This window comes from Aureimonas altamirensis, from assembly GCF_023702225.1.
Taxonomy (GTDB): domain Bacteria; phylum Pseudomonadota; class Alphaproteobacteria; order Rhizobiales; family Rhizobiaceae; genus Aureimonas; species Aureimonas altamirensis_B.
The window spans coordinates 1-24,174 of the sequence record NZ_JAMQCO010000009.1 but is presented as its reverse complement, the minus strand read 5'-3'; the positions used below and the strand labels follow the sequence as shown (position 1 = coordinate 24,174).

14 protein-coding genes are annotated in these 24,174 nt (G+C 64.5%); 7 read left to right on the top strand and 7 right to left on the bottom strand.

The window, feature by feature from the left end; all coding sequences use genetic code 11:
* Positions 1-25: 25 nt before the first annotated feature.
* A complete protein-coding gene (locus NDN16_RS15250; protein ID WP_251114328.1) occupies positions 26-1,309 on the bottom strand; it encodes an Nramp family divalent metal transporter in 1,284 nt (427 codons plus the stop codon).
* 66 nt (positions 1,310-1,375) lie between these two features.
* On the opposite strand from NDN16_RS15250, the gene NDN16_RS15245 reads away from it, so the two are divergent.
* Positions 1,376-2,323 (top strand): DMT family transporter, encoded by a 948-nt coding sequence (locus NDN16_RS15245; protein WP_251114327.1) that lies wholly within the window; start codon positions 1,376-1,378, stop codon positions 2,321-2,323.
* Positions 2,324-2,527: 204 nt separating this feature from the next.
* Positions 2,528-3,745: a porin gene (locus NDN16_RS15240; protein WP_251114326.1), complete on the top strand. Its 1,218-nt coding sequence runs from the start codon at positions 2,528-2,530 to the stop codon at positions 3,743-3,745.
* 72 nt (positions 3,746-3,817) lie between these two features.
* Here the strand turns inward: NDN16_RS15240 and NDN16_RS15235 are convergent, their stop codons facing one another.
* Both NDN16_RS15235 and NDN16_RS15230 read right to left on the bottom strand, forming a co-directional pair.
* Positions 3,818-4,177, bottom strand: a complete 360-nt coding sequence (locus NDN16_RS15235) for a PRC-barrel domain-containing protein (protein ID WP_251114325.1) — start codon at positions 4,175-4,177, stop codon at positions 3,818-3,820.
* Between the two features lie 134 nt (positions 4,178-4,311).
* Positions 4,312-4,530 (bottom strand): hypothetical protein, encoded by a 219-nt coding sequence (locus NDN16_RS15230; protein ID WP_251114324.1) that lies wholly within the window; start codon positions 4,528-4,530, stop codon positions 4,312-4,314.
* A 206-nt stretch (positions 4,531-4,736) separates the two neighbouring features.
* On the opposite strand from NDN16_RS15230, the gene NDN16_RS15225 reads away from it, so the two are divergent.
* A complete protein-coding gene (locus tag NDN16_RS15225; protein ID WP_251114323.1) occupies positions 4,737-5,693 on the top strand; it encodes a Gfo/Idh/MocA family protein in 957 nt (318 codons plus the stop codon).
* Here the strand turns inward: NDN16_RS15225 and mnmA are convergent.
* Complete coding sequence (gene mnmA, locus NDN16_RS15220; RefSeq protein ID WP_251114536.1) at positions 5,690-6,865, bottom strand: tRNA 2-thiouridine(34) synthase MnmA; 1,176 nt, start codon at positions 6,863-6,865, stop codon at positions 5,690-5,692. The two genes, NDN16_RS15225 and mnmA, sit on opposite strands and share 4 nt — an antisense overlap.
* 184 nt (positions 6,866-7,049) lie before the next feature.
* Between mnmA and NDN16_RS15215 the strand changes: the two genes are divergently transcribed.
* Positions 7,050-7,343 carry a DUF1153 domain-containing protein gene (locus NDN16_RS15215; protein WP_039191881.1) on the top strand — a complete coding sequence of 98 codons (294 nt, stop codon included), beginning with the start codon at positions 7,050-7,052 and terminating at the stop codon, positions 7,341-7,343.
* A gap of 243 nt (positions 7,344-7,586) precedes the next feature.
* On the opposite strand, the gene NDN16_RS15210 is transcribed toward NDN16_RS15215, so the two are convergent.
* Positions 7,587-8,354: an outer membrane protein gene (locus tag NDN16_RS15210; protein ID WP_251114322.1), complete on the bottom strand. Its 768-nt coding sequence runs from the start codon at positions 8,352-8,354 to the stop codon at positions 7,587-7,589.
* Between the two features lie 313 nt (positions 8,355-8,667).
* On the opposite strand from NDN16_RS15210, the gene NDN16_RS15205 reads away from it, so the two are divergent.
* On the top strand, positions 8,668-9,138 hold the full coding sequence (locus NDN16_RS15205; protein WP_251114321.1) for a thermonuclease family protein: 471 nt from the start codon (positions 8,668-8,670) through the stop codon (positions 9,136-9,138).
* A gap of 18 nt (positions 9,139-9,156) precedes the next feature.
* Here the strand turns inward: NDN16_RS15205 and NDN16_RS15200 are convergent, their stop codons facing one another.
* On the bottom strand, positions 9,157-9,495 hold the full coding sequence (locus NDN16_RS15200; RefSeq protein WP_251114320.1) for a DUF6476 family protein: 339 nt from the start codon (positions 9,493-9,495) through the stop codon (positions 9,157-9,159).
* A gap of 24 nt (positions 9,496-9,519) precedes the next feature.
* Here NDN16_RS15200 and NDN16_RS15195 point away from each other — a divergent pair, with 24 nt between their 5' ends.
* Together NDN16_RS15195 and rpoH are read left to right on the top strand one after the other, a co-directional pair.
* Complete coding sequence (locus NDN16_RS15195; RefSeq protein ID WP_251114319.1) at positions 9,520-10,542, top strand: RluA family pseudouridine synthase; 1,023 nt, start codon at positions 9,520-9,522, stop codon at positions 10,540-10,542.
* 209 nt (positions 10,543-10,751) lie between these two features.
* A complete protein-coding gene (gene rpoH / locus NDN16_RS15190; protein ID WP_039191871.1) occupies positions 10,752-11,669 on the top strand; it encodes an RNA polymerase sigma factor RpoH in 918 nt (305 codons plus the stop codon).
* Between the two features lie 70 nt (positions 11,670-11,739).
* Here the strand turns inward: rpoH and NDN16_RS15185 are convergent, their stop codons facing one another.
* Positions 11,740-24,129, bottom strand: a complete 12,390-nt coding sequence (locus NDN16_RS15185; RefSeq protein ID WP_251114318.1) for a beta strand repeat-containing protein — start codon at positions 24,127-24,129, stop codon at positions 11,740-11,742.
* Positions 24,130-24,174: the final 45 nt, after the last annotated feature.

Genomic DNA, 24,174 nt, shown 5'->3' with positions numbered 1-24,174 from the left:
CGGAGCCGCGGCCTGACATGGACCGTTACCCGGCGACGAGCTGCCAGATTTCGTTGAGGCAGAGTACGATGAAAAGCGCCGCGGAAAGGCCGAGCAAGCCGTTCGACACCCATCCGCTGCGCCATTCAGCCGGGACGCGGCTGGAGTTCAAAAGAACGATCAGCGTCAACGCCAGGAACGGCATGAAGAACGCCCCCAGGGCCCCATAGATGATGACCAGCAGGAATGGCCTGCCGAAGGCCAGAAGCACCATCGGGGGGATCGTCAGCCAGAACAGGTAGAAGCGGAAGGCCGGGCTGGTCTGCAGGTCGCTGCGTGCACCGGAGCCCCCGCGCAGGTTGCGCCAGAAATCGGCGAACAGCAGCGATACGCCCTGCCACACCCCCAGCACGGACGAGATCGCCGTCGCGAAGAATCCGACCAGGAAGAGCTTCGACACGAAGCCGCCGAAGCGCTCCTCGAGAACGGCGTCGAGGTCCAGCAACCCGCGGTCCCCCGATGCCAGTGCGATCTGCGCCGTATACAGCAGTTCCGCGCCGATGATCAGCATGGCGATGACGAACAGGCCGGTGATCCCGTAGGCGACGCGATTGTCCAGCCGCATGATGCCCATCCATTTGGGCGACCGCCAGCCCTTGGCATTCACCCAGTATCCGTAGGAGGCCATGGTGATCGTGCCGCCGACGCCGCCGATCAGGCCGAGCGTATAGATGGCAGAGCCCTGGGGTACGCTGGGTATGAGGCCCATGAAGGCTTCGCCGACATTCGGAGCCACCAGGATAGCGATGCCGACCACGATGACGAACATCACCCCGATGAAGACCTTCATGATGTCTTCGAACACCTGGTAGCGGTTCAGGGCCACGAAGATCGCACAGGATATGCCGGTGATCATCGCCCAGGCCCACAGCGGCAGGAACGGAAACAGCGCGGCCAGCGGAAGCGCTGTGGCGCTCATGGCGGTGGCGCCGTAGACGAAGCCCCAGATCATGATGTAGATGCCGAAATACCAGCTCGTCCATCGTCCGAGAGACCGCCATCCATCGAGGATGGTCGACCCGGTCGCCAGGTGGTAGCGCGCCGATCCCTCCGCGAGAGCGATCTTGACGATGCAGCCCAGGACGGCCGCCCACATCAGCGCATATCCGAAACGCGACCCTGCGATCAGCGTGGCGACCAGGTCGCCGGCGCCTACTCCGGTTGCCGCGGCAACGATGCCCGGGCCGATCAGTTTCCAGCGTCCGCGCGCAGGCGGGTCGCCTGCATCGGGAAATCCGGTTTCGTCGACCACGGCTTTGCTATCCGACATGGGCTCTCGTTCACTCCTGTTTGACAAGCTGGTGACCTCCACCTAGAGCGGCGCGGGAGGTATGGAATGTCAAAAGATGATGTCGCGCGGCCACGCGCCGCTGAACGGCGCCTCAGTTTCGTGCCGCTGGTTCTCCTGACTCTCGCTGCCTGCTTCTGGGGCGGCAACGTCATAGCCGGGAAGCTGGCGGTCGGCAAGCTGGAGCCGCTGTCGCTTTCCACCCTGCGGTGGTCCTTCGCGACGCTCCTCATCCTTCCCTTCGCGCTTCCGGCACTGCAAGCCGACTGGCAGCGCATTCGCGGCGGCATCGGCTGGCTGGCCTTGTACGGCATCGTCGGCTTCACTGCCTTCAACGCGCTGCTCTACAGCGCGACGTTGTATACGTCCGGCATCAACGTCGCGATGATCCAGGCGATCATCCCCGTTTTCGTGATGATCGGCAGCTTCGTCCTTTTCCGCATCGGCAGTTCGGCCCTTCATCTGCTGGGTGTCGCCCTGGCGATCTATGGCGTCCTGCATGTGGCGTCCGGCGGCATCCCTCAACGCCTGATGCAGCTTCGGCTCAATATCGGCGATGTCATGATGGTGCTGGGATGTCTCTGCTATGCGGCGCATTCGCTGTGCCTGCGCTATCGACCGCGCATCGCGTGGCAAAGCTTTCTATTGGTCACCAGCCTCTTCGCCGCATGCTCGTCCCTGATCCTGCAGCTCCTGTTCGGTGGCGGGACAGGCCGGCTCGTATCCGAGGTCGCGCGGCTGGACACATGCGGTTGGGCCATCGTCGCCTATACGACGCTTTTTCCGTCCATCCTCGCGCAGCTCTTCTATGTCACCGGTGTGGAGGCCGTCGGGGCCAACAGGGCAAGCCTGTTCATCAACCTCGTACCGGTCTTCGGCGCGCTCTTCTCCGTGGCCATCCTCGGTGAACGGCTTGCGCCGTATCAGCTGGCCGCAGCCTTGTTCATCGTAACGGGCATCGCCCTTGCAGAATACTCCGCCACCCGACGGAAATGACACTGCATTGCAACATTAGTTGCATATTTATCACGTTCGTTACACTCCGATACAAACATGGCCAGCCGGCGGCAGATTCCAACTTGCTTGTGACGTGCCGAAATATAACCGTGCGTTGTGAAAACCGAAGACAATAACCAAAGGTTTTCGACTGCCGATTCATAAGATAAGGCAGCCTTACAAACAACGTGCTGGAGTTCCACTATGAATATCAAGGGCCTTCTTCTTGGCTCCGCTGCGGCTTTCGTCGCAGTATCCGGTGCCCGTGCGGCCGACGCCATCGTGGTTGTCGAGCCCGAGCCCGTGGAATATGTCCGTGTCTGCGACGTGTACGGTACGGGCTTCTACTATATCCCGGGCACCGAGACATGCCTGAAGACCAGCGGTTATCTTCGCTTCCAGTACAATGTCGCCGGCAGCCCGGTCACGAATTCTGAAGGCGACGACTACCAGGCCCTTTCGGCCGTCCGCGCGCGTATCAACCTCGACGTTCGCGAGGAAACGGACCTCGGCACGCTGCGTGCTTATTTCCGCATTCAGGCGCAGAACAACGGCGCATCGGTCGAGGACGAGTTCTCGATGGTTCGCGGTTTCCTGCAGCTCGGCGGTTTCCTGGCCGGCTACCGTGACACGCTGTGGTCATCCGACGTCGCGGGCATCGAAGACGGCCTGCCCACCGACGACGACCTTCCGGTCGGCGACATCAACACCAACCAGGTGTCCTACACCTTCACCGCCGGCGGCTTCGCCGCCACGCTCGGCCTCGAGGACGACGGCACCGGCGACATCGCGCCCGACGTCCATGGCAAGCTCACCTACACGGATGGCTGGGGCGGCGTGTTCCTTTCCGCCGTCTATGACGAAACCTTCAACCGCGAGGATCTGGGCCGCCTGACGTCGTTCTTCCCCCTCGTCCCGACGCGCGACGTCGACGGCAGCAACGACGCCTTCGCATTGAAGGCCGGCCTGACCCTGAAGGATGTCCTGACCCAGTCCTCGACGCTGAAGGTCGACGGTCACTGGGCGTCGGACCCGACGAGCTACGCCATCATAAGCGGCTTCTCGACGGCCGGCGGCCTGATCCCCAGCAATCCTACGCTGGAGAACCCGACCCCGGGCTCGTTCCCGCTGGTTCTGGAATGGTCGGTCGGCGCCGGTTACTCGCAGAAGTTCAACAAGCTGACGGCGGGTCTGTCGGGCCGCTACGGCGAGACGTTCGACTATCTCTTCGTCGACTCCACCTCGCCGACGGGCTTCACCTCGTCGTCGGCGGAGTACTGGGCTGTCGTCGGCGATATCGGCTACGACCTGACCAAGAACATGAACGTCCTGGCCGAGGTGAAGTACCAGAACATCGATTTCGGCGGCGTCGCCTCCAGCGACCAGACGTCCGGTTTCCTGCGCTTCCAGCGCAACTTCTAAAAAAACAGAAGGGAGGGCCGCTTCGGCGGCCCTCCCGTTCATGCAAGCCAGACGGGCCAGGCCGTCTGCCGGTCAATCGTCATAAGCCGGCAGTGCAGCCAGTTCTTCGGCCGTCATGTCCACGGTCAGGACGCCGTTCGTGTTCTGGAAGCGCTCCAGCGGCACGATCACGTTGAGATCGGAGTTCTCAAGGTCGATGACCAACGCCGTCGGGCCGCCTTCAGCGGTCCCGATGACCTCCTCGATATCGCCGATCCGGTTACCGGCGGCGTCGGTCAGAGCCTGCTTTTCCAGTTCGCCGACCGTGATGTTGAACGCCGGCACGACGACGTTGTCGTCGAGCTCGATGATCCTGACCACCTGAGCCTGCGCACTCGCACCAAAGGTGAAGGCGGCAAGCGTCGCGGCCAGACCAAGCGTACGGAATGTCATTTCGGTATTCTCCTGTTTGAGACTTTCGAGCCAACAAACGGGCGATACGGTCGGCGGTTCCGCTCCTTCGACATCACCAAAACGGGAAAGGGGCCTCGCGGCCCCTTAAACTTGCGTGCTGGTTCGGGCCGGGGCTACAGGATGCCCAACAGGCGTGCTGCAGGTTCCGGTTCCGCCTTCTTGTGCGATCCGCCGACCGCCGGTGCCGAGACGTAGGCAGCCACGCTCATCGCCTCGCCCCACCCTTCGTTCCAGGCGGCGAACTCGGGCGTTCCCGGCTCGTAGGCGCATGCCGTACGCGGCAGCCCGCGCCCATGATCCTTCTTGCCGTCTTCGAATGCTTTCCCGTTCATCGTCGCCTCCATGCCGTCTGCGCGGGCCATCGGCCCATACCGACAGGATGGCACAAACCCGGCCAAATACCAGTGCCGTCACACAAGATTCATCTAGAGCAAAAGGTGATGGCGACCCTTCGAGCTGCAGGGCTATATGCTGGAAGCTTGCGCCCGCGCCGTCCTGGCGTTACCTCCCCACCGAGCGAACCGGCAGAGGATACGACATGACCGTGAAGGCAGCGGTGGTCGGCTGCGGCCAATGGGGCCGCAACCACGTGCGGACACTGGCGGGCATGGGTGCTCTTGCCGCCATCAGCGACAACGACCCCGATCGTGCTGCGGCCCTTTCCGCTGCGCACGGCATCCCTGCCCTGCCGCTGGGCGACATTCTCCAACGGCCCGACATCCAGGCGGTCGTGCTGGCTCTGCCGCCGCGTCTCCACGCGGAGATGGGGCAAAGAGTCCTGTCGGCCGGCAAGGATGTGCTGATCGAGAAGCCGATTGCGCTTGCCCCCGCGGATGCCGAGGCCAGCGTGGCGCTGGCGCGAGACGGTGGAAGGGTGCTGATGGTCGGGCACGTCCTGCGCTTCCATCCCGTCTTCGAGGAGTTGGTCCGCCAGGTCGAAGCCGGACGGATCGGAACCCTGCGCCATGTCGTGGCCACGCGTCTCGGACTTGGCCGCTTCCTCGGCATGGATGCCGTCTGGGACCTCGCCCCGCACGACCTTTCGCTGGTCATCGCGCTGGCAGGCACCCACGACGTCGACATGCAGGCGCTGCGCCAAACCGTGCTGTCGGATGAGACGGACGTGGCCGATCTTCGTCTGACCTTCGGCAACGGCATAACGGCGGAGATCCATGTCTCCCGCATATCGCCGTTCCGGGACCGGCGTCTCAGCGCCATCGGAACGGAAGGGATGCTGACTTTCGACGATCTTCAGCCGGATGGGCAGAAGCTGGCGTTCTGGCGCCATCGTGTCTGGCGGGAGGGAGAGGGCTTTTCCTTTGCCCAGGCCGAGCCGGAGTTCCTGCCGACGCCGCCAGGCCTGCCGCTGGACGCCGAGTTGCGCCATTTCCTGAACTGCGTCGAAACACGGCAGCCGCCGCGGACCGGCCCTCAGGAAGCAGCCCTGGTGGTTCGCCTTCTCGATCAGGCCTCGCCGCGCTCGGGTTCGCGCTAAACCGCCACCGCCATTTCGGTCGGCGCGCCGCCGGCCGTTTCGGCACGCTCCGTGGCCGCGATCACTCCTCCACCCAGAACCTTGGCCCCTGCGCCGTCTCCATCGTAAAAGACGCAGGCCTGCCCGGGCGAGACGCCTTCCTCTCCCGCCAGCAGTTCCACGCGGATCTCGCCGCCCACGAGCGCCAGTCGTGCCGGCGCCGGCGGCCGCGCCGACCGTACCTTCACCATCAACCCGTCCATACCGCTTGCGGCAGCATCCTCCATGGCTAGATCCCCCAGCCAGTTCACGTCTCGCAGACGGAGATAACGCGTTTGAAGGGCGCTGCGCGGCCCCACGGTGACGATCCTGTTGCGTGCATCGATGGAGACGACATAGAGCGGCTCTCCGGCCGCCACGCCGATGCCCTTGCGCTGACCCACCGTAAAGCCGACCACGCCCTCGTGTCGGCCCAGAACGCGACCGTCCAGATGGCGTATATCACCCGGCTCGCCTGCATTGGGTCGAAGCTTCTGGATGACGTCGGTATACCGGCCGTTGGCGACGAAACAGATATCCTGGCTGTCCGGCTTGCTGGCGACTCCAAGCCCGTGCGCCTCGGCGATGGCGCGGGTCTCCGGCTTGGTGAGCCGCCCCAGCGGAAAACGCAGAAAATCCACCTGCTCTTGCGTCGTTGCGTAGAGGAAGTAGCTCTGGTCGCGGTTCAGGTCCACCGGACGGTACAGGCTGCGATGCGCGCCATTGGCCCGGCTTTCGATATAGTGGCCCGTTGCCAGGACGTCCGCCCCAAGATCCCGCGCCGTGGCGAGCAGATCCTTGAACTTGACCGTCTGATTGCAGGCCACGCAGGGAATGGGTGTCTCGCCGGCCATATAGCTTTCGGCGAAGGGATTGATGACCTGTTCGCGGAACTTGTCCTCATAATCCAGCACGTAATGCGGGATGCCCAGAATTTCGGCGGTGCGCCGTGCGTCGTGGATGTCCTGGCCCGCGCAGCACGCGCCCGCGCGGCGCGCCGAGGCGCCGCCATCGTACAGCTGCAGCGTGATGCCGATCACCTCGTACCCCTCCGCCTTCATGATGGCGGCGACGACGGACGAGTCGACCCCGCCCGACATCGCGACGACGACGCGGGTTTCCGATGGCGGCTTTGGAAGATCGAGACTGTTCAGCATGGCGCGGTTCGAATTCTGGTCCTGTCCGTCGGCGACATATAGGCCATTGCGCCGCCAAATGCGAATGCAGCATCCGGTTAAGACAGGTTAGCGATTTGTTACGAGTGGGTTAGCGAAATTTTTAAAGGCAGCGGTCTAGCTTCATCCGGCGATTGGGTCCTTGCAATGTGTAGAGAGTACAATGACCGATCAGGTTAGACCGAGAGTGAAATACGTCATCGGGCCGGATGGCAGCCCGCTGACCGTGGCGGACTTGCCCCCGTCCAACACGCGCCGCTGGGTCATCCGGCGGAAGGCGGAGGTGGTTGCCGCCGTACGCGGCGGACTGCTGAGCCTGGATGAGGCTTGTTCGAAATATACCCTGACGGTCGAGGAGTTCCTCTCCTGGCAGGCATCCATCGACAGGCATGGACTCGCTGGGCTGCGTACCACGCAGTTGCAGGAGTACCGCAAGAAAGTCGAACTGCGGCATTAGAGCGCCGTGCGTCCGGTCGGACGCACAAACGTCGCTCCAAGCTTTTGATGAAGCATCGGATTATCCGAAAACCGGATTCCACTTTTCGGTCCGATGCTCTAGGCATCCTCGGACGTCTGCCGCGAATCGATCAAGCGCCGCCTTCGGGTGGCGCTTTTTTCGTGCGCCGGCGTCCAACGAAAAAGGGCCCCCGGTTTCCCGGGAGCCCTTCTGCATGACGAGCCGTTGCCGGCCCGACCCATCTTAGTTGAAGCGGAAGGAAGCCTTCGCCCAAACCGTGTGGAAGTCGAGGTCCGTGCTGGACGACGTGGACAGGACGCCCGGCGTACCGCCGGCAACCGGCGTGTAGGCGACGTCGAGCTTGGAGTCGCCGAGGTCGGTGTAGAGATACTCGACACCCAGCGAGAAGTTCTGCGTGACGAGGTAATCCACGCCGGCGCCGACCGAATAGCCGACATCGTCCGTGTCTTCGGAGACCGACACATTATAGGTCGTGCCGTTGATCGAGGTGATCGAATCGCCGAGGTAGCTGTTCTTCGTGTCGCCATAGGCGAGACCGCCCGTTGCGTACACGGCGAAGCGGTCGGCCGCATAGCCGAGCTTGGCGCGAACGGTGCCGACATAGTCGATCTTCTGCTCGGCGCCGTAGATGGTGGTGCCGCCGAAGGTGTAGTCCGAAGAGGACGTCGCGTCGATGTAGCTGAGGTCAGCCACGGCGCCGACCAGGAAGTTGCCGACCTGGTAGTCGTAACCGATGTGGCCACCGCCGATGAAGCCCGACTGGCCGTCATCGTTGCCACCGGTGAAGCCGGAATTATCCGACGAGAACAGGCCCGAGTCGCGGTTGAAGGCGACACCGGCCTGGCCACCGACATAGAAGCCGGTCCAGGTAAAGGCCGGCTCGTAAGCCACGACCGGAGCAGGCGCCGCCGGCTCTTCGTAGATGACGTCCGCGGCCATGGCGGGCGTGACGAAGGCTACGGAGCCGAGAAGAAGTGCAAAACGGTTCATAAGAAACCCCTCAATACTCTGCATTACCGCCGAACCGTGAGCTTGGGAGCCGCTGTGGTTCGGTTGACGCGTCAGTTGCGTGACGCCGATATGGATGCTGCTTGGGGCCGAACAATGGCCTAATTCAGGATAGTCCCAAACTGTCGCAAATCAGCCACAGGGGCCACCAGGAGGCGAAAAAGCACTCGCTGAATCAGAGGCTTCAAGGCACAATCGGTGGCATCGTCGACACCGATTTGAGCAACCGCAAGTGCCAGACCTCCGCCACATTCTTTCGTGTTTCGTCGCTCTCGTCATCGGAACGGCATGCAATGTGGCCGAGTCGGCAGAAGGCGACGTCCATACTGGGCGGGCCGAGATCGTCGACGGCGACACGCTGATTGTTTCCGGCACGGCGGCGCGCATCCGGCTTTACGGCATCGACGCGCCCGAGGGCCGGCAGAAATGCACGGATTCGGGCGGCGCCCCGTACCTCTGCGGCACGCGGTCAGCCGAGCATCTTCATCGCCTCGTCGGTCGCAACGGTCACCTTTCCTGCGCCGAGAAGGACAGGGACAGATACGGCCGGATCGTTGCCGAATGCTTTCGTCCGGATGGCCTCAACATCAACGCCGCAATGGTGGCCGACGGATGGGCGGTGGAATACCGGCACTATAGCGATGGACGCTACGGACGCGCCGAACGCGAAGCGCGTCGCGCGGGCCGCGGGCTTTGGAGCGGGCATTTCACGCCGCCGGCGGACTGGCGTCGCGGCAAGCGCCTCCGGCAGGGTGGTTCCATATAAAGGGACGCACGGCGCGCTCTAAGGGCGGTTGAGCGGATAGCGGTTCATGATGGAGCCGTCGCGCCGATCGAAAAGGATGATCTCCTCCCCTTCCGGCATGAAGACGCGGACCAGGATCGTGTTTCCGTCGAGCGAGGTTTCGGCCACTTCGGACCCGGCAGGGAGGGCCAGCGCGATTTCGGCGCCCTGTTCCGGACCGGCCGAATCGCCGGTTCGGTAGACAACTGCAGCCAGGACGGCCATAACCCCGACGAACATGATGCCGATGGAGACGGCCAGAAGACGCACCATCTTGCGGCGCAGCCGTTCCGTGGCTGGGTCGATCGCGCCTTCGGCTTCCGTGTTCGCGTCCGTCATATCCCTCAATCGCACTTTCGGTCCATGGCTAATTCGCACCTGAGTACAGAAGAAGAAGAGGTCGAGGCAACCCGCTTCGACGTCCCGGCGCAAGCCGCCGGCAAACGTCTGGACCAGTTCCTTGCGGAAGCGATGGGCGGAGACGTCTCACGCAACCGGGTCCAGTGGATCATCGCCGGCGGCGGCGTTACGCTGGCCGGCGGCGAAACCATCGGCCAGGCCCGTCGCAAGGTTGTCGCGGGCGAAAGCTTCTTCGTCGTGCTGCCGGAGCCGGCCGAGGCCGACCCCAGGCCGGAAGCGATCCCCCTCGCCGTCCTGTATGAAGACGAAGCCGTCATCGTGATCGACAAGCCGGCCGGCATGGTCGTTCACCCGGCGGCCGGCAACTGGTCCGGAACATTGGTCAACGCGCTGCTGCATCACTGCCGCGACAGCCTGTCCGGTGTCGGCGGTGTACGGCGGCCCGGCATCGTCCATCGGCTCGACAAGGATACGTCGGGCGTCATGGTGGTCGCCAAGTCCGATGCCGCGCACAAATCCCTGGCCGCGCAGTTTGCCGCCCATGGCCGCGACGGCCGGATGGAGCGGCGCTACCGGGCGCTCGTCTGGGGTGTGCCCTACCGCCGCGACGGCACAATCGATGCACCGCTGGGTCGCTCGGCGACAGACCGGATCAAGCGGGCCGTGGTGCAGGAAAGCCGTTCTGATGCGCGTCACGCGGTCACGCACTATCATGTCGAGGAAGTCTTCGGCGACGATGCCGCCTTGGTGGAATGCCGGCTCGAAACGGGCCGCACGCACCAGATCCGCGTCCACATGGCGCATATCGGCCATCCCCTGCTCGGCGACCCTCTCTATGGCCTCGGGTTTCGCAGCAAGGCGGAGCGGCTTGACGAGCCTGTCCGCACGATGGCCATGGCGTTTCCGCGGCAGGCGCTGCATGCAGGGTTCCTTGCGTTCGAGCATCCCCTTACGGGGCGGCCGATGCGCTTCGAATCCCCCCTGCCCGACGATATGCAGGAACTTGTCGCCGCCTTGCGGCATTGAACCGGCATCGATGCGAAACATTTGCATCGAAACAGGCTTCCCGCAGGGGTAAGCAACGTTTGGTGAACGGTGCGTTTCACGCGACATGCCATGTCGCGGTCGTGCATTCGCCTTGAAGAATACCCATATCACTCTGGAGCTGCCCCGGCTGTCCGGCGGGCGGCCCGTACGGTTGGCCTGATGGCGACCGTCTTATCGGAGGGCTATCCATGGCGAATGCCAACCTACCCAGTATCGCTTCCGGCGAAGGCGGCCTTTCCCGCTACCTGGAAGAAATCCGCCGCTTTCCCATGCTTGAGCCGCAGGAAGAGTACATGCTCGCCAAGCGCTATGCCGAGCATGACGACCGCAATGCGGCCCACAAGCTGGTGACCAGCCATTTGCGCCTGGTGGCCAAGATCGCCATGGGATACCGCGGCTACGGGCTGCCGATCGGCGAAGTCGTATCGGAAGGCAATGTCGGCCTGATGCAGGCGGTCAAGCGTTTCGACGCGGATCGGGGCTTTCGCCTGGCAACTTACGCCATGTGGTGGATCAAGGCCTCGATACAGGAATATATTCTGCGGTCGTGGAGCCTCGTCAAGATGGGCACCACCGCTAACCAGAAGCGCCTGTTCTTCAACCTGCGCAAAATGAAGAGCCGCATCCAGGCCTTGGACGAGGGTGACCTGCGCCCCGACCAGGTGAACCAGATCGCAACGCAGCTCGGCGTCAGCGAAGAGGAAGTGGTATCGATGAACCGTCGCCTGTCGGGCGACGCCTCACTCAATGCACCGATCCGCGCCACCGAGGGCGAGTCCGGCGAATGGCAGGACTGGCTGGTCGACCAGAGCGAAAGCCAGGAAGAGGTCCTGGTTCGCGAAGACGAACTGGACCAGCGCCGCGCCATGCTGGAAAGTGCGATGGACGGGCTGAACGACCGTGAGAAGCGCATCTTCCAGGCCCGTCGCCTGTCGGAAGACCCTTTGACGCTGGAGGCTTTGTCGGACGAGTTCGACATCAGCCGTGAACGTGTTCGCCAGATCGAGGTCCGTGCATTCGAAAAGGTCCAGAAGGCGGTGCGCGAAAACGCCGAAGCAGCCGAGCGCGCTTTGCGTGCCCCGGAGCGCGAGCGAATTTCCGCCTGACTACGGCGCACAAAGGTCTTCCGAATAAAGCACCCCCGCGGCCGATGCCGCGGGGGTTTTTGTTTGGCTATCAGACGGGCAGCACCGTCAGGCTCTGCAGCACGTACACCGTGCCGAGGGCGTTGTTATGGTTCCACGCATCGTAGGTGCCCCCGGCATAGTCGACCGTTCCGGACTTCGTCCAGCTCGATAGTCCGGCCAGTTGCACAGCATCCCCGGCATCGCCCGAGACCATGAGCTGGTGCCGGCCATTGGCGGCAAACAGGTTCGCTTCGCTCATGTCCAGCACGTCATTGATCGACAGCTTGACCGTATTGTTGCCGGAGCCCGTCAGGTCCACCCTTTCGACGCTCGTTATACGGCTGGAACCATTCGGAAGCGATGCGGAAGCATTGCTGACCTGGGTCAGGTCGAGGGTCAGGCTCGCGCCGTCCAGTGTCAGCGTATCCACCCCGCTGCCTCCGCCGATGGTGGCGAGTTGCCCGAGATTGCCGCCCGCGCCGTATTTGGCCGAGAGCGCCGCGATCATCGCGCCGTTGATATGGATGGTGTCGTTGCCGGCACCGCCATAGGCGATACTGCCCGCCGCGCTGAGCGTGACGACGTCATCCCCGGCCCCGGCAACGATCGTCATCGCCGTACCGCCATCGCCAAGCGCGTTGGCGGTGGCGTCCCCGAGAAGATCGACCGATGTCCCGCCCATAGCGCCATCCGTCCTTCCGAAGAAGATATAGGCGCGTCCCGCGTTGGCTGCGGTGGTGGCATTGTTCCATGCCCCCACCAGAAGGTCGCCGAGACCGTCGCCGTTCACGTCTCCAGCATTGGATACATCGAAGGAGAACTGATCGCCCGCACGCTCGCCGCTAATGGCGAAGCCGCCCGAGTTGCGCGCGATATCCGTTAGCTGGACAGTCGTGTTTCCGGTTTTGCCGAACACCACATAGGCACGGCCCGCAGTCGATGCGCTGAAGTCGTTGTATCGCGCCCCGACCAAGAGATCCGAGAGACCGTCGCCATTGATGTCGCCGGCATAGGACAGGGTATATCCTGCCTGGTCGGCGGCGCACTCCGCCGCGATCGCAAAACCTCGTGTGCCGATGCCGGATGCGAGGTTCAGGTCGGCGGGGGCGTCGGTTCGGCCGTAGATGACATAGGCCTTGCCGGTGTTGGAGCCGTTGCCGTAGGCGCTCACGAGGAAGTCGGAAATGCCATCGCCGTTCACGTCGCCGGCGGTCGATACGTCGGAGCCCAGTAGATTGTTGGTCGTCTCTCCCGTGATGGCATATCCACCCGTGCCCAGGGCGGTCACGGATACGCTCCCGCCTCCGGTCTTTCCGTAGACCACATAGGCGCGGCCCGTGTAGCCGTTGTCGTTCGACGCTCCGATCACGATATCCCCGAGCCCGTCGCCATTGACGTCGCCGATACCGGCGACAGCCGAGGCGAAGTTTGCGCTTGCGCTCGCGCCATTGATGGCGAAGCCACCAGAACCGGCCGCCAGATCGCTCGCCATTACCGCGCCGCCGCCCGTCTTGCCGAAGACGACATAAGCCCGGCCGGTAACGGAGTTTGCTCCATAGGCCCCGATGACCATGTCGGCGAGGCCGTCGCCGTTCACGTCGCCGGCCGCGCTTGCCGAGTAGCCGAAGTAGTTACTCGAGCCCTCGCCTGCGACGATGAACCCACCGGTGCCGCCGACGACCTCGGACAGCACGGGAGCCGAACCATTCGTACGTCCGAACACCACATAGGCGCGCCCGGTGTTTGAGGTGTACCCTTGCGCGGTTACGACGATATCCGCCAGGCCGTCGCCATTGACGTCACCCGCTGCGGAGACGCTCCAACCCAGATTGTTGCCGGCGAGCTCGCCCGACAGGGCAAAGCCCCCGGTGCCGGCCGCGACGGACGAGAGATTGAAGGTCGCGCCGCCCGTCTGCCCGTAGACGATGTAGGCCCGGCCAGCATTGACGGCCGAGCCGTCATTGCTGGGCGCGGCGACGATGAAGTCGTCGAGCCCGTCGCCGTTGAAGTCGCCGGCCGAGGACAGGCGCATGCCCGCCAGATCGCCGGAGCATTCGCCGTTCATCGCGTATCCGCCGGCTCCGTTGGCCGCTTCGACAGCCTCGATCCCGACATACTCCACCGTGACGCCCTGCTTCACGTAGACTGACGCCGCCTTCAGGACATTAAAGTAGACCGAATAGGCGTTGCCTCCGATCGAGGCCATTGCCGCCTGCCGGATCCAGCGACCATCGGTCAACTGCACACGGTCGCCGGCATTACCGTCGATCATGACCTGGTGCCGCCCGGTCGCCTCGAACAGGTTCGAGCCCGCGAGATCGATGATATCCGCCGCGGTCAGCCGCACGATGTTGTTGCCCGAGCCGGTGATGTCGATCTTCTCCAGGCTTTCCAGGCGGCTGCCGCCGGCCGGGTTCGACGCGGCCTGATTGGCGATCAGCGTCAGGTCCAGCGTTCTGCCAGCCCCGGTCAACGCCAGCGTATCCACGCCGGCGCCGCCGGAGATGCGTGCGAGTTGCCCGGTCGTGGCGTTGAAGCCGGACTGCAGGCTCGATATCGCCGTTCCGTCGATCTCGATCCTGTCGTCGCCGGCGCCGCCATAGGCGATGCTGCCCGCGGTCAGCGCGATCGTGTCGTTGCCGGCACCGGCGACGATCGTCTTGGCCGAACCGCCGTCGGTCAAACTGTTCGCACCGGCGTCGCCGACGATATCGACGGCGGTACCGCCAATGGCCATGTCGGTGCGCCCGAACACGACGAAGGCCCGGCCCACGCCATTCGACGCCCCGATGATGAGATCGGACAACCCGTCTCCGTTCACGTCGCCCGCAGAGGAAACGCTGGAGCCGAAGTCCAGCAGCCCCGGGATCGTGTTGATTGCGAAACCGCCGCTTCCAGCGGCTATGGCGCTCAGGTTCACGACGCTGCTGCCGGTCTTGCCGTAGACCACGTAGACTTTGCCCAACCCGCCTCCGGCCGTGCTCTTCAGCGCGCTGACGACGATATCGGCGAGGCCGTCACCGTTCATGTCGCCCGCATAGGCCGAGGAATAGCCGAACTGGTCGCCTGCGGTTTCTCCGGTGATCGTGAAGCCGCTGCTCGACGCGAAGGCCGAAAGCGTGACGTTCGCTCCGCTCGTCTGGCCGAACACGACATAGCTGCGTCCCATATCGGCGAGGCCGCCGAAGTCGGCCAATGGCGTGTTGACGATCAGGTCCGCGAGGCCATCGCCGTTCACGTCGCCGGCATAGGAAAGGCTGTTGCCGGCCGCGTCGCCGGCGCAGATGCCGGTTATGGAGAAGCCGGCTGCGCCCAGCGCGCTCAGGTTGACGGCCGCAGTGGACGTCTTGCCGTAGACGACATAGGCCTTGCCGGTTTGGCTGCTGGAGCCGGGCGCACCGACGAGCAGGTCCGCGAGGCCGTCGCCGTTGAGATCGCCGGCGCCGGACACCGCATAGCCGGAGGTCCATCCGCCGGTTTCCCCGGTTATGGCGAAGCCGCCCGAGCCGGCCGCTATCGCGGACAGGTTGATGTCCGTCGTCGCGGTCGTTCCGAAGACCACGTAGGAGCGGCCGTTATTGTTGTCCGTTCCGCTCGGCGCATCGTAAAGCGGCGCGCCGACGATCATGTCTGCAAGACCGTCGCCGTTGACGTCGCCGGCGGCCGAGACGCTGAAGCCGGCCCGGTCGTTGGTGCACTGCCCCAGGATCTGGAACGAGTTCGGCCCGGTAGCGTAGATGCTCGGCGCGCCGGTCTTGCCGAAGATGATGTATGTCTTGCCGGTCGTGGTGCCGAGGCTCGGCGCCCCGACCGCAAGATCGGCAAGGCCATCGCCGTTGAAATCGCCGAGTGCGGCGACCGACCAGCCACTGGAGTCTTTCGACAGGCCTCCGATGGCAAATCCGCCGTTTCCGTTGGCGATGGACGAAAGATCGATGGCTGTCGAATCCGACTTACCGAAAACGAGGTATGTTCGGCCTTCGGCGTTGATCGGGCCGTAATTCGGCGCGCCGACCAGGAAGTCGCCATAGCCGTCCCCGTTTACGTCGCCCGCGGCCGAAACGCTGAAGCCGGTTGCCGGATAGATATATCCCTCGCTGTTCAGGGCAAAGCCACCGATACCGCCCGCCACTTCCGATATCTCCAGCCCGGTATACTCCACCAGGACGCCCTGGCGGACGTAAAGAGCCGCCGCCTTACCGGCATTGTAATAAACGTCGTAGATGTTGCCGCCGCTGCTGTAGGTGGCGGTCTGCCGCGCCCAGCGACTGTCCGTCAGTTGCACGCGATCGCCGGCATTGCCATCCACCATGACCTGGTGACGGCCGGTGGCCTCGAAGACGTTGGCGCCGCTCATGTCGATGATGTCGGTCGCCGTCAGCTTCAGGACATTGTCCCCGGAACCGGTGATATCGATCCGTTCGATGCTCTCGATGCGGCTGCCGCCCGCCGGATTGGCACCACCCGGATTGCCGATCAGACGGAGGTCGAACGTCGATCCGCCGCCTGTGAGGGCTAGCGTATCGACGCCGTTACCGCCTGAGATGCGGGCGAGTTGGCCGGTCGTTGCATTGAAGCCGGCCTGGAGGGCTGCCAGAGTCGTCGCGCCGATCTCGAACCGGTCGTTGCCCGCGCCGCCATAGGCCACACTGCCCGAGGTCAGCGTGATCGTGTCGTCACCGGCTCCGCCGATGATCGTCCTGGCCACGCCGCCGTCCGACAGCGCATTGGCCGAAGCGTCGCCCATCACATCGACGGTCGTGTTGGTGACTACGCCATCGGTGCGGCCGAAGATCACGTAGACGCGGCCAGCGTCGGTTCCGCTGGTATCGTTGCGTGAGGCGCTGACGATCAGGTCCGCCAGGCCGTCGCCGTTTATGTCGCCGCCATACGAGACCGAAAGGTTGGCGAACATGTCGCCGGCGCACTCACCCGAGATGACGAAGCCGCCACTGCCCAGCGTGATAGCGGATAGCGCGATGCTGGACGTACTCGTCTTGCCGTAGACGACGAAGGCGCGGCCGGTCGTCGCATCGCCATAGATGTTCGTACGCCCGCTGACGATCATGTCGGCAAGGCCGTCACCGTTGACGTCGCCGGCGTAGGATAGGCCGAAGCCGGTGTAGTCGGCGGCGCACTCGGCGACGATCGCGTAGCCCTGCGTCCCCAGCGAGCCGGAGCCCACGTTGATGTCGAAATTGCCGCCTGTGCGTCCGAAGATCACATAGGCGCGTCCCATGCCGCTGCCGTATACCGGTGCGGTCAACAGGATGTCGGCGAGGCCGTCGCCGTTGACGTCACCACCGAAGGTGGCATTGGTGAGCTCATTGGAAGTCGTTTCGCCGGTGATGGAGAAACCGCCGGTTCCAAGAGCGGTTATCGCGATGCCGCTACCGCTCGTCTTGCCGTAGACAACGAATGTGCGACCTGTCGAGCTACCGTAAACTGCCGCGCCTACGAGAAGGTCGGCCAGCCCGTCGCCATTCACATCGCCGGCACCGCTCACCGGAACGCTGAAATTCCAGCCCGACGAACCGGTGATGGCGAAGCCGCCGCTACCCGCCGCGATTGCGCTTGCGGCCACGGCCGCGCCGCTGGTCTTGCCGAAGATGACGTAAGCACGCCCCGTCCCGCTGGACCAGCCATGCGCACTGACGATGACGTCCGAAAGCCCATCTCCATTGACGTCTCCAGCGCCGGCAACGGTCATGCCCAAATTATCCATGGTGGATTCGCCGTTGATGACGAAGCCGGCAGCGCCGGAGTTGATCGTCGCCGCGGTCGGGGCGACACCGTCCGACCTGCCGAACACCACATAGGCGCGGCCGGCCCCCATGTTGTAGCCGCCGACGATGAAGTCGGCGAGGCCGTCGCCATTGACGTCGCCGGCGGCGGCGACGCCTCGACCGAAGAAGTCACCGGCAATTCCGTCGGCGATCGCAAAGCCGCCATTGCCGGCCGCGATTGCGGAGAGGTTCAGTGTTGAGGAGCCGGTTCGGCCATAAACCAGATAGGCGCGGCCGGCATCGCTTCCGGCAGCATCGTTGTACGGCGCCCCCACGACGATATCGTCGATCCCGTCGCCGTTGAAGTCGCCGACATTCGCGATCCGGTATCCGGCGTTGTCACCCGCGCATTCACCGTTCAATGCGAAGCCGTTGTCGCCATTGCCGGACTCACCCGCCTCGATGATGGGCGCGGGATAGGTTACGGTTACGCCCTGCCGGACGTAGAGCGATACCTTGTCGGCTACGTTGTAATAGACGACGTAGGTGTTGCCACCGCTGGTATAGGTCGATCCCCGCTGCGCCCAGCGACTATCCATCAGGAACACCTTGTCGCCGGCATTGCCGTCGACCATCAGCTGGTGCGAGCCGGTCGCCTCGAAAGCGTTACCGGTCGACATGTCGGCGATATCCGCTGCCGTAATCCGCAGGATGTTGTCGCCCGAGCCGGTGATGTCGATCCGTTCGATGCTCTCAAGACGGCTTCCGCCCGCCGAATTGACCGCACCCTGGTTAGCGATCTGGCGCAGATCGAGCGTCATGCCGCCGCCGGTCAGGGCAAGCGTATCGACACCATTGCCGCCGGCGACACGCGACAACTGCCCCGTCGTGGCGTTGAACCCGGCCTGCAGACTGGCGAGCATCGCGGAGTTGACCTCGATCCGGTCGTTGCCGGCGCCACCATAGGCGACGCTTCCGGCCGTGAGCGTGATCGTATCATCCCCGGCGCCGCCGACGATGGTTCTGGCAACGCCGGCATCCGCAAGCGCATTCGCGGACGCGTCGCCCATCACGTCTACCGTCGTATTGGTGACGGCGCCGCTCGTGCGTCCGAAGATCACGTAGATGCGGCCGGCGTCGGTTGCCGACGCGTCGTTGAGCGGCGCGGTGACGATGAGGTCGGACAGGCCGTCACCGTTGATGTCGCCGCCATACGACACGCTGCCGCTGGCGAACGAGTCGTCGGCACACTCGCCGACGATAAGGAACCCGCCCGACCCTTGAGCGACAGCGGACAACATGATGGAGGCGCTGCCGGTCTTGCCGTAGACGACAAAGGCCTTGCCGCCCGCCGAGCCGGCGTAGGGGTTGATGTTGCCGCTGACGATCATGTCGGCAAGCCCATCGCCGTTCATATCGCCGGCATAGGCAAGACTGAACCCCGAATAATCGTTGGTGGTTTCGGAGACGATGGCATAACCCTGCGTCCCGAGCGACGCGGAAGAGACGCTGATGTCGAAATTGCCACCCGTGCGGCCGAAGATGACATAGGCGCGCCCGGCGTTGCTGCTGATTCTCGGTGCGCTGACCAGCACGTCGGCCAGGCCGTCGCCGTTGACGTCGCCGCCATAGGTGGGGTTGCCGAGCTGGTTCGACGTGGTTTCCCCGCTGATCGTGTAACCGCCGGTGCCCAAAGCCGCAATCGAGACCCCGCTGCCGTTGGTCTTACCGTAGACCACATAAGTGCGGCCCATCTGACCGTTGAAGGCGACCCCACCGACGAGCAGATCCGCGAGGCCGTCGCCATTCAGATCGCCTGCGCCGCTGACAGGAACGCTGAACGCCTGCCCGGTCGCCCCGGTGATGGCAAAGCCGCCACTGCCTGCAGTAATGGCGCTTGCGGCAACTGCAGTGCTGCTTGTCTTGCCGAAGACCACATAGGCGCGCCCGGTCCCGGCGGCCACGCCATGGGCACTGACGATCACGTCGGAAAGACCATCGCCGTTGACATCGCCGGCGCCGGAGACCGTGTAGCCGAAGCTGTCGTTGTTGCATTCGCCGTTGACGACGAACCCGCCACCAGTGCCGGAGAGGATGTTGGCTATCGTCGGGGCAACCCCATCGCTCCGTCCGAAGACGACATAGGCTTTGCCTGCCCCGATTGAACTGGAGGATACGATGAAGTCGGTCAGACCATCACCGTTGACATCCCCTGCAGCCGCAACTGCACGTCCGAAGTAGGCGTTGGAAGCGCCCTCCGACAACGCGAAGCCGCCAGTGCCGGCCGCGATCGCCGACAGGTTGATCGCGCTCTGGTTGGTCCTGCCGAAGATAACGTAAGCCCGGCCAGAATCATTCCCGGCCGCATCGTTGTAAGGTGCGCCGACCACGAGATCATCGATCCCGTCACCGTTGAAGTCGCCGATATTTGCCGCACGATAACCGGCCTGGTCTCCGGCACATTCACCATTGACCGCGAAGCCGCCATATCCGTTGGCGGATTCCGCCGCTTCGATAGCGGTGAAGGTGACGAGGACACCCTGCCTGACGTAGAGCGATACGGCATCCACGACATTGTAATAGACGTTGTAGCTGTTGCCGCCGCTCGTGTACGGCGCTGCCTGCGCCCAGCGGGCATCCAGCAGTTGGACGCTGTCGCCGGCGTTGCCGTCGATCAGGAGTTGGTGCCGCCCGGTCGCCTGGAAGACGTTCGCGCCGGATATGTCCGCGATGTCGGCAGCCGTGAGCCTGACGGTGTTGTTGCCGGTCCCGGTGATGTCGATGCGCTCGATGCTATCCAGGCGGCTGCCGTCCAGCGGATGCACTCCGGCCTGATTGGCGATCTGCGTCAGATCCAGCGTGAAGCCGGCGCCATTGATGACGAGCGTATCGACGCCGGAACCGCCGCTGACGCGCGGAAGAAGCCCGGACGTCGCATTATATCCCGATTGAAGAGCCGCAATGTAGGCGCTGGACACCTCGATGCGGTCGTCACCAGCGCCCGCATAGACGAGGCTGTTGCCGGTCAGGACGATCGTGTCGTTGCCGGCATCGGCGACGATGCTCAGCGGCGCGCCGCCGTCCTCGATCCGTTCTGCGCCCGTCGTGCCCATGTAGTCGACGCCGGTGTTGCGGACAACGCCGCCCGTCTTGCCGAAGATGACGTAGCCGCGGCCCGCACCGTTTGACGCCGAGTAGCTGCCGACGACCAGATCCGCCAGCCCATCCCCATTGACGTCTCCGGCGGCGGAAACGGCATAACCTGCCTGGCTGCCCGACCCGTCGCCCAGTATGGCGAAGCCGCCGACACCGCGCGCGACGGCCGAAAGCTGCACTGTGGCATTGTCCGTCTTGCCGTAGACGAGGTAGGCCTTGCCGGCATTGTTGCCGGTATAATCGTTGCCCGATGCACCCACGAGAATGTCGGCCAGGCCGTCGCCGTTGACGTCGCCGACATAGGACAGGCTGCGGCCCAAGGCGTCGGCGGCGCATTCCGCCGCGATGGCGAAGCCCATCGTGCCCAGGCTGGACGAGGACAGGTTGATGTCGAGATTGCCCCCCGAGCGGCCGAAAATGACATATGCGCGGCCTGTGTAGTTTCCGTACCGGTTCGCCGCCACCAGGATGTCCGACCGACCGTCGCCGTTGACGTCGCCGCCATAGGCAACCGTCCCGAGTTCGTTCAGCGTCGTTTCGCCCGTTACCGTGAAACCGCCGGTTCCGAGCGCACTCGTGACCACGGATGTCGTTCCGGTCTTTCCATAGACCACATAGCTGCGGCCGACGCTCGTATTGTAGCTGGACGCCGCCACGACGATGTCGGCGAGACCGTCGCCGTTCATGTCGCCGGCACCGCTGACGGAGATCCCGAGCTGTTGGCCCGTGCATTCGGCAAGGATTGCAAATCCGCCCGATCCGCCGGCGATCGCACTTGCGCTGACCGCGGCAGAACTTGTCTTGCCGAACACGACATAGGCGCGGCCGGTACCGCTCGTATGATTGTAGGCGCCGATCACGATGTCGGCGAGACCATCGCCGTTTACGTCGCCGGCACCTGCGACCGAGGAGGCGAAACTCGTACCGGTCGCCTCGCCGTTGACGATGAAACCGCCGGTGCCGCCGGCCGCAATGCTCGACAGTGCCGGCATCGCGCCATCCGTACGCCCGAAGATGACATAGGCGCGGCCGGCGCTGCCGTTGTACGAACCCGCCCCGACGATGATATCGGCCAGACCGTCGCCGTTGACGTCGCCGGCAGCGGCGACGCTGTTGCCGAAGCCTTGACCCACGCCCTCGCCGGTCAGCGCGAAGCCGCCGCACCCTGCCGCCAGGGTGCTGGCATCCAGCAGCGCGCCGTTCGTGCGCCCGAAGGCAACATAGACCCGGCCCGCGCCGGAGGCAGCGCCCGACGCGCCGAATATCAGGTCGGCGAGACCGTCGCCATTAAGGTCGCCCGCCGATGACACGGAGAACCCGAGATAGTTCGAAGCGCCTTCACCTGAAACGGTAAGCCCCATGTCGCGCTGTGCGTCCAGCACGCTGTAGTCGACGCGTTCGACGCTGACCCCCTGTTCCACATAGAGCGTCGCTGTGGAGGCCGTGTTGTTGTAGACATCGTAGGTCTTGCCGGCCCGCGCGAACGTCTGGACCGCGCGCGTCCACCGGCCATCGGTCAACTGGACCTTGTCGGTGAGCCCGCCGGACACCAGCAGCTGATGGCGGCCGTTAGCCTCGAAAGCTCCCGCCTCGCCGAGGTCCAGCACCTCGAGGGTCGAGAGTTTGAGCGTATTCGCATGGTTGCCGAGGTTGATGGCTTCTATGCCCTCGACGCGGCTTCCGCCCTGCGGGTTCTCGGCGGCCAGGCCCGCCATCTTGGATAGATCCAGGGTCACGGAAGAGGCCTGCACGTCGATCGTGTCGATGCCCATGCCGCCGACGATGCGGCCGTACTTGCCGCTGCCGCCATAGGCGTTCTGCAGGCCAAGGATGATCGGCGCGCTCAGTTGGAACACGTCGTTGCCGGTGCCGCCATAGACGACGCTCGATGCGGACTCCATCGCGATGGAGTCGTTGCCGCCGCCGGCCATGATCGTCAGGCTCATTCCCGCATCGGTCAGGTCGTCGTTGTCGTTGCCGTAGGTCTCGTCGATGGCGAGGGTGCCATAGGCGCCGTCCGTACGACCGAGGATGACGTATGCGCGTCCCTTTCCGCCGGCATATCCCGGGGCGCCGATGATGATGTCGGCCAGGCCGTCGCCGTTCAGGTCCTGGCCGGCCGTCACCGCCGCACCCGTCAGGTCGCCGGCATTGTCACCCGTCAGCACGAAGCCGCCGCTGCGGTTGACGATGTCGGAGAGCTTCACCTCCGCCGCGCTCGTGCGCCCGAACACCACATACACCCGACCGGCATCCTGCCCGCCCGTGTCGTTGTTCGGTGCGGCCACGATGATGTCCGCAAGCCCGTCGCCGTTGATGTCGCCCGCATAGGACACGACCGTGCCCGCCATGTCGTTCAGACCGTCGCCGGTGATCGCGAACCCGGTCGTGCCGAGGCTCGTCACCGTCACGTTCGCAACGCCGCTGCGCCCGAACACCACATACGCACGACCCGCATTCGTCTCCAGCGCATCGTTGTTCGGCGCACTCACGATCAGGTCCGCAAGCCCGTCGCCGTTCACGTCGCCCGCATAGGACACGCTCGTGCCGACCATGTCGTCCGCCGTGCCGCCCACGATCGCAAAGCCCGCATTCGCCGCAGAAAGCCCGCTCAGGTTCAGCGCCGTGCTTGCCGTGCGCCCGAACACCACATAGGCCCGGCCCGCATTGCTGCCGTAGCCCGGCGCGCCGACGATCAGGTCTGCAAGGCCGTCCCCGTTCACGTCGCCCGCACCCGATACGCTATAGCCCGTCGTGCTGCTCTCGCCCTGCAGCAGGAAGCCCGAGCCAGCACCCGCAAGCCCGCTCAGCGCCACATCCGCAGAGCCCGACTTGCCGAACACGACATAGGCGCGCCCGTTGCTCGCGCTCGACGCGCCGACGATCACGTCGCCATAGCCGTCGCCGTTCACGTCGCCCGCACCAGATACGCTCACGCCCGTCCGGTTGGTGCCCGCCTCGCCCAGGATCTGGAAGCCGCCCGTGCCAAGGCTCGACAGCGTCACGACGCCGCCCGTCGTCTTGCCGTACACGACATAGGCACGGCCCGCATTGCTGCCGTAGCCCGGCGCCCCGATCACGATGTCCGCAAGTCCGTCGCCGTTGACGTCGCCCGCCGCCGCGATCGACCCGCCGCTCGTCTCTCCGGCGCTGCCGCCGTCGATCGCAAAGCCGCCGCTGCCCGCCGCAACCGCCGACAAGGCAAGCGGGCCCGTGCCCGTACGGCCGTAAACCACATAGGTCCGGCCCGCATTCGTCCGCGACGCCGGGTCGCCGTTCGGCGCCGACACCGCATAGTCCACAAGACCGTCGCCGTTGATGTCGCCCAGATACGTCACCGCCCCGCCAAGCCCGTCGCCGGCGCTCTCGCCGTCCAGCGCAAAGCCGCCACGGCCGCTCGCGATCTCTTCCAGTGACGGCTCCAGCCGCTCGACGCTCACGCCCTGGCGCACATAGATCATGCCGTTCGTCGAGGCACGCCTGTAGGCGTCATAGGCCTGACCGCCGATCGTCACGCCCGTCGACACCAGACCCCAGCGTCCGTCCAGAAGCTGCACCTTGTCCCCGGCATCGCCATCGATCAGAAGCTGGCGCAGCCCGTT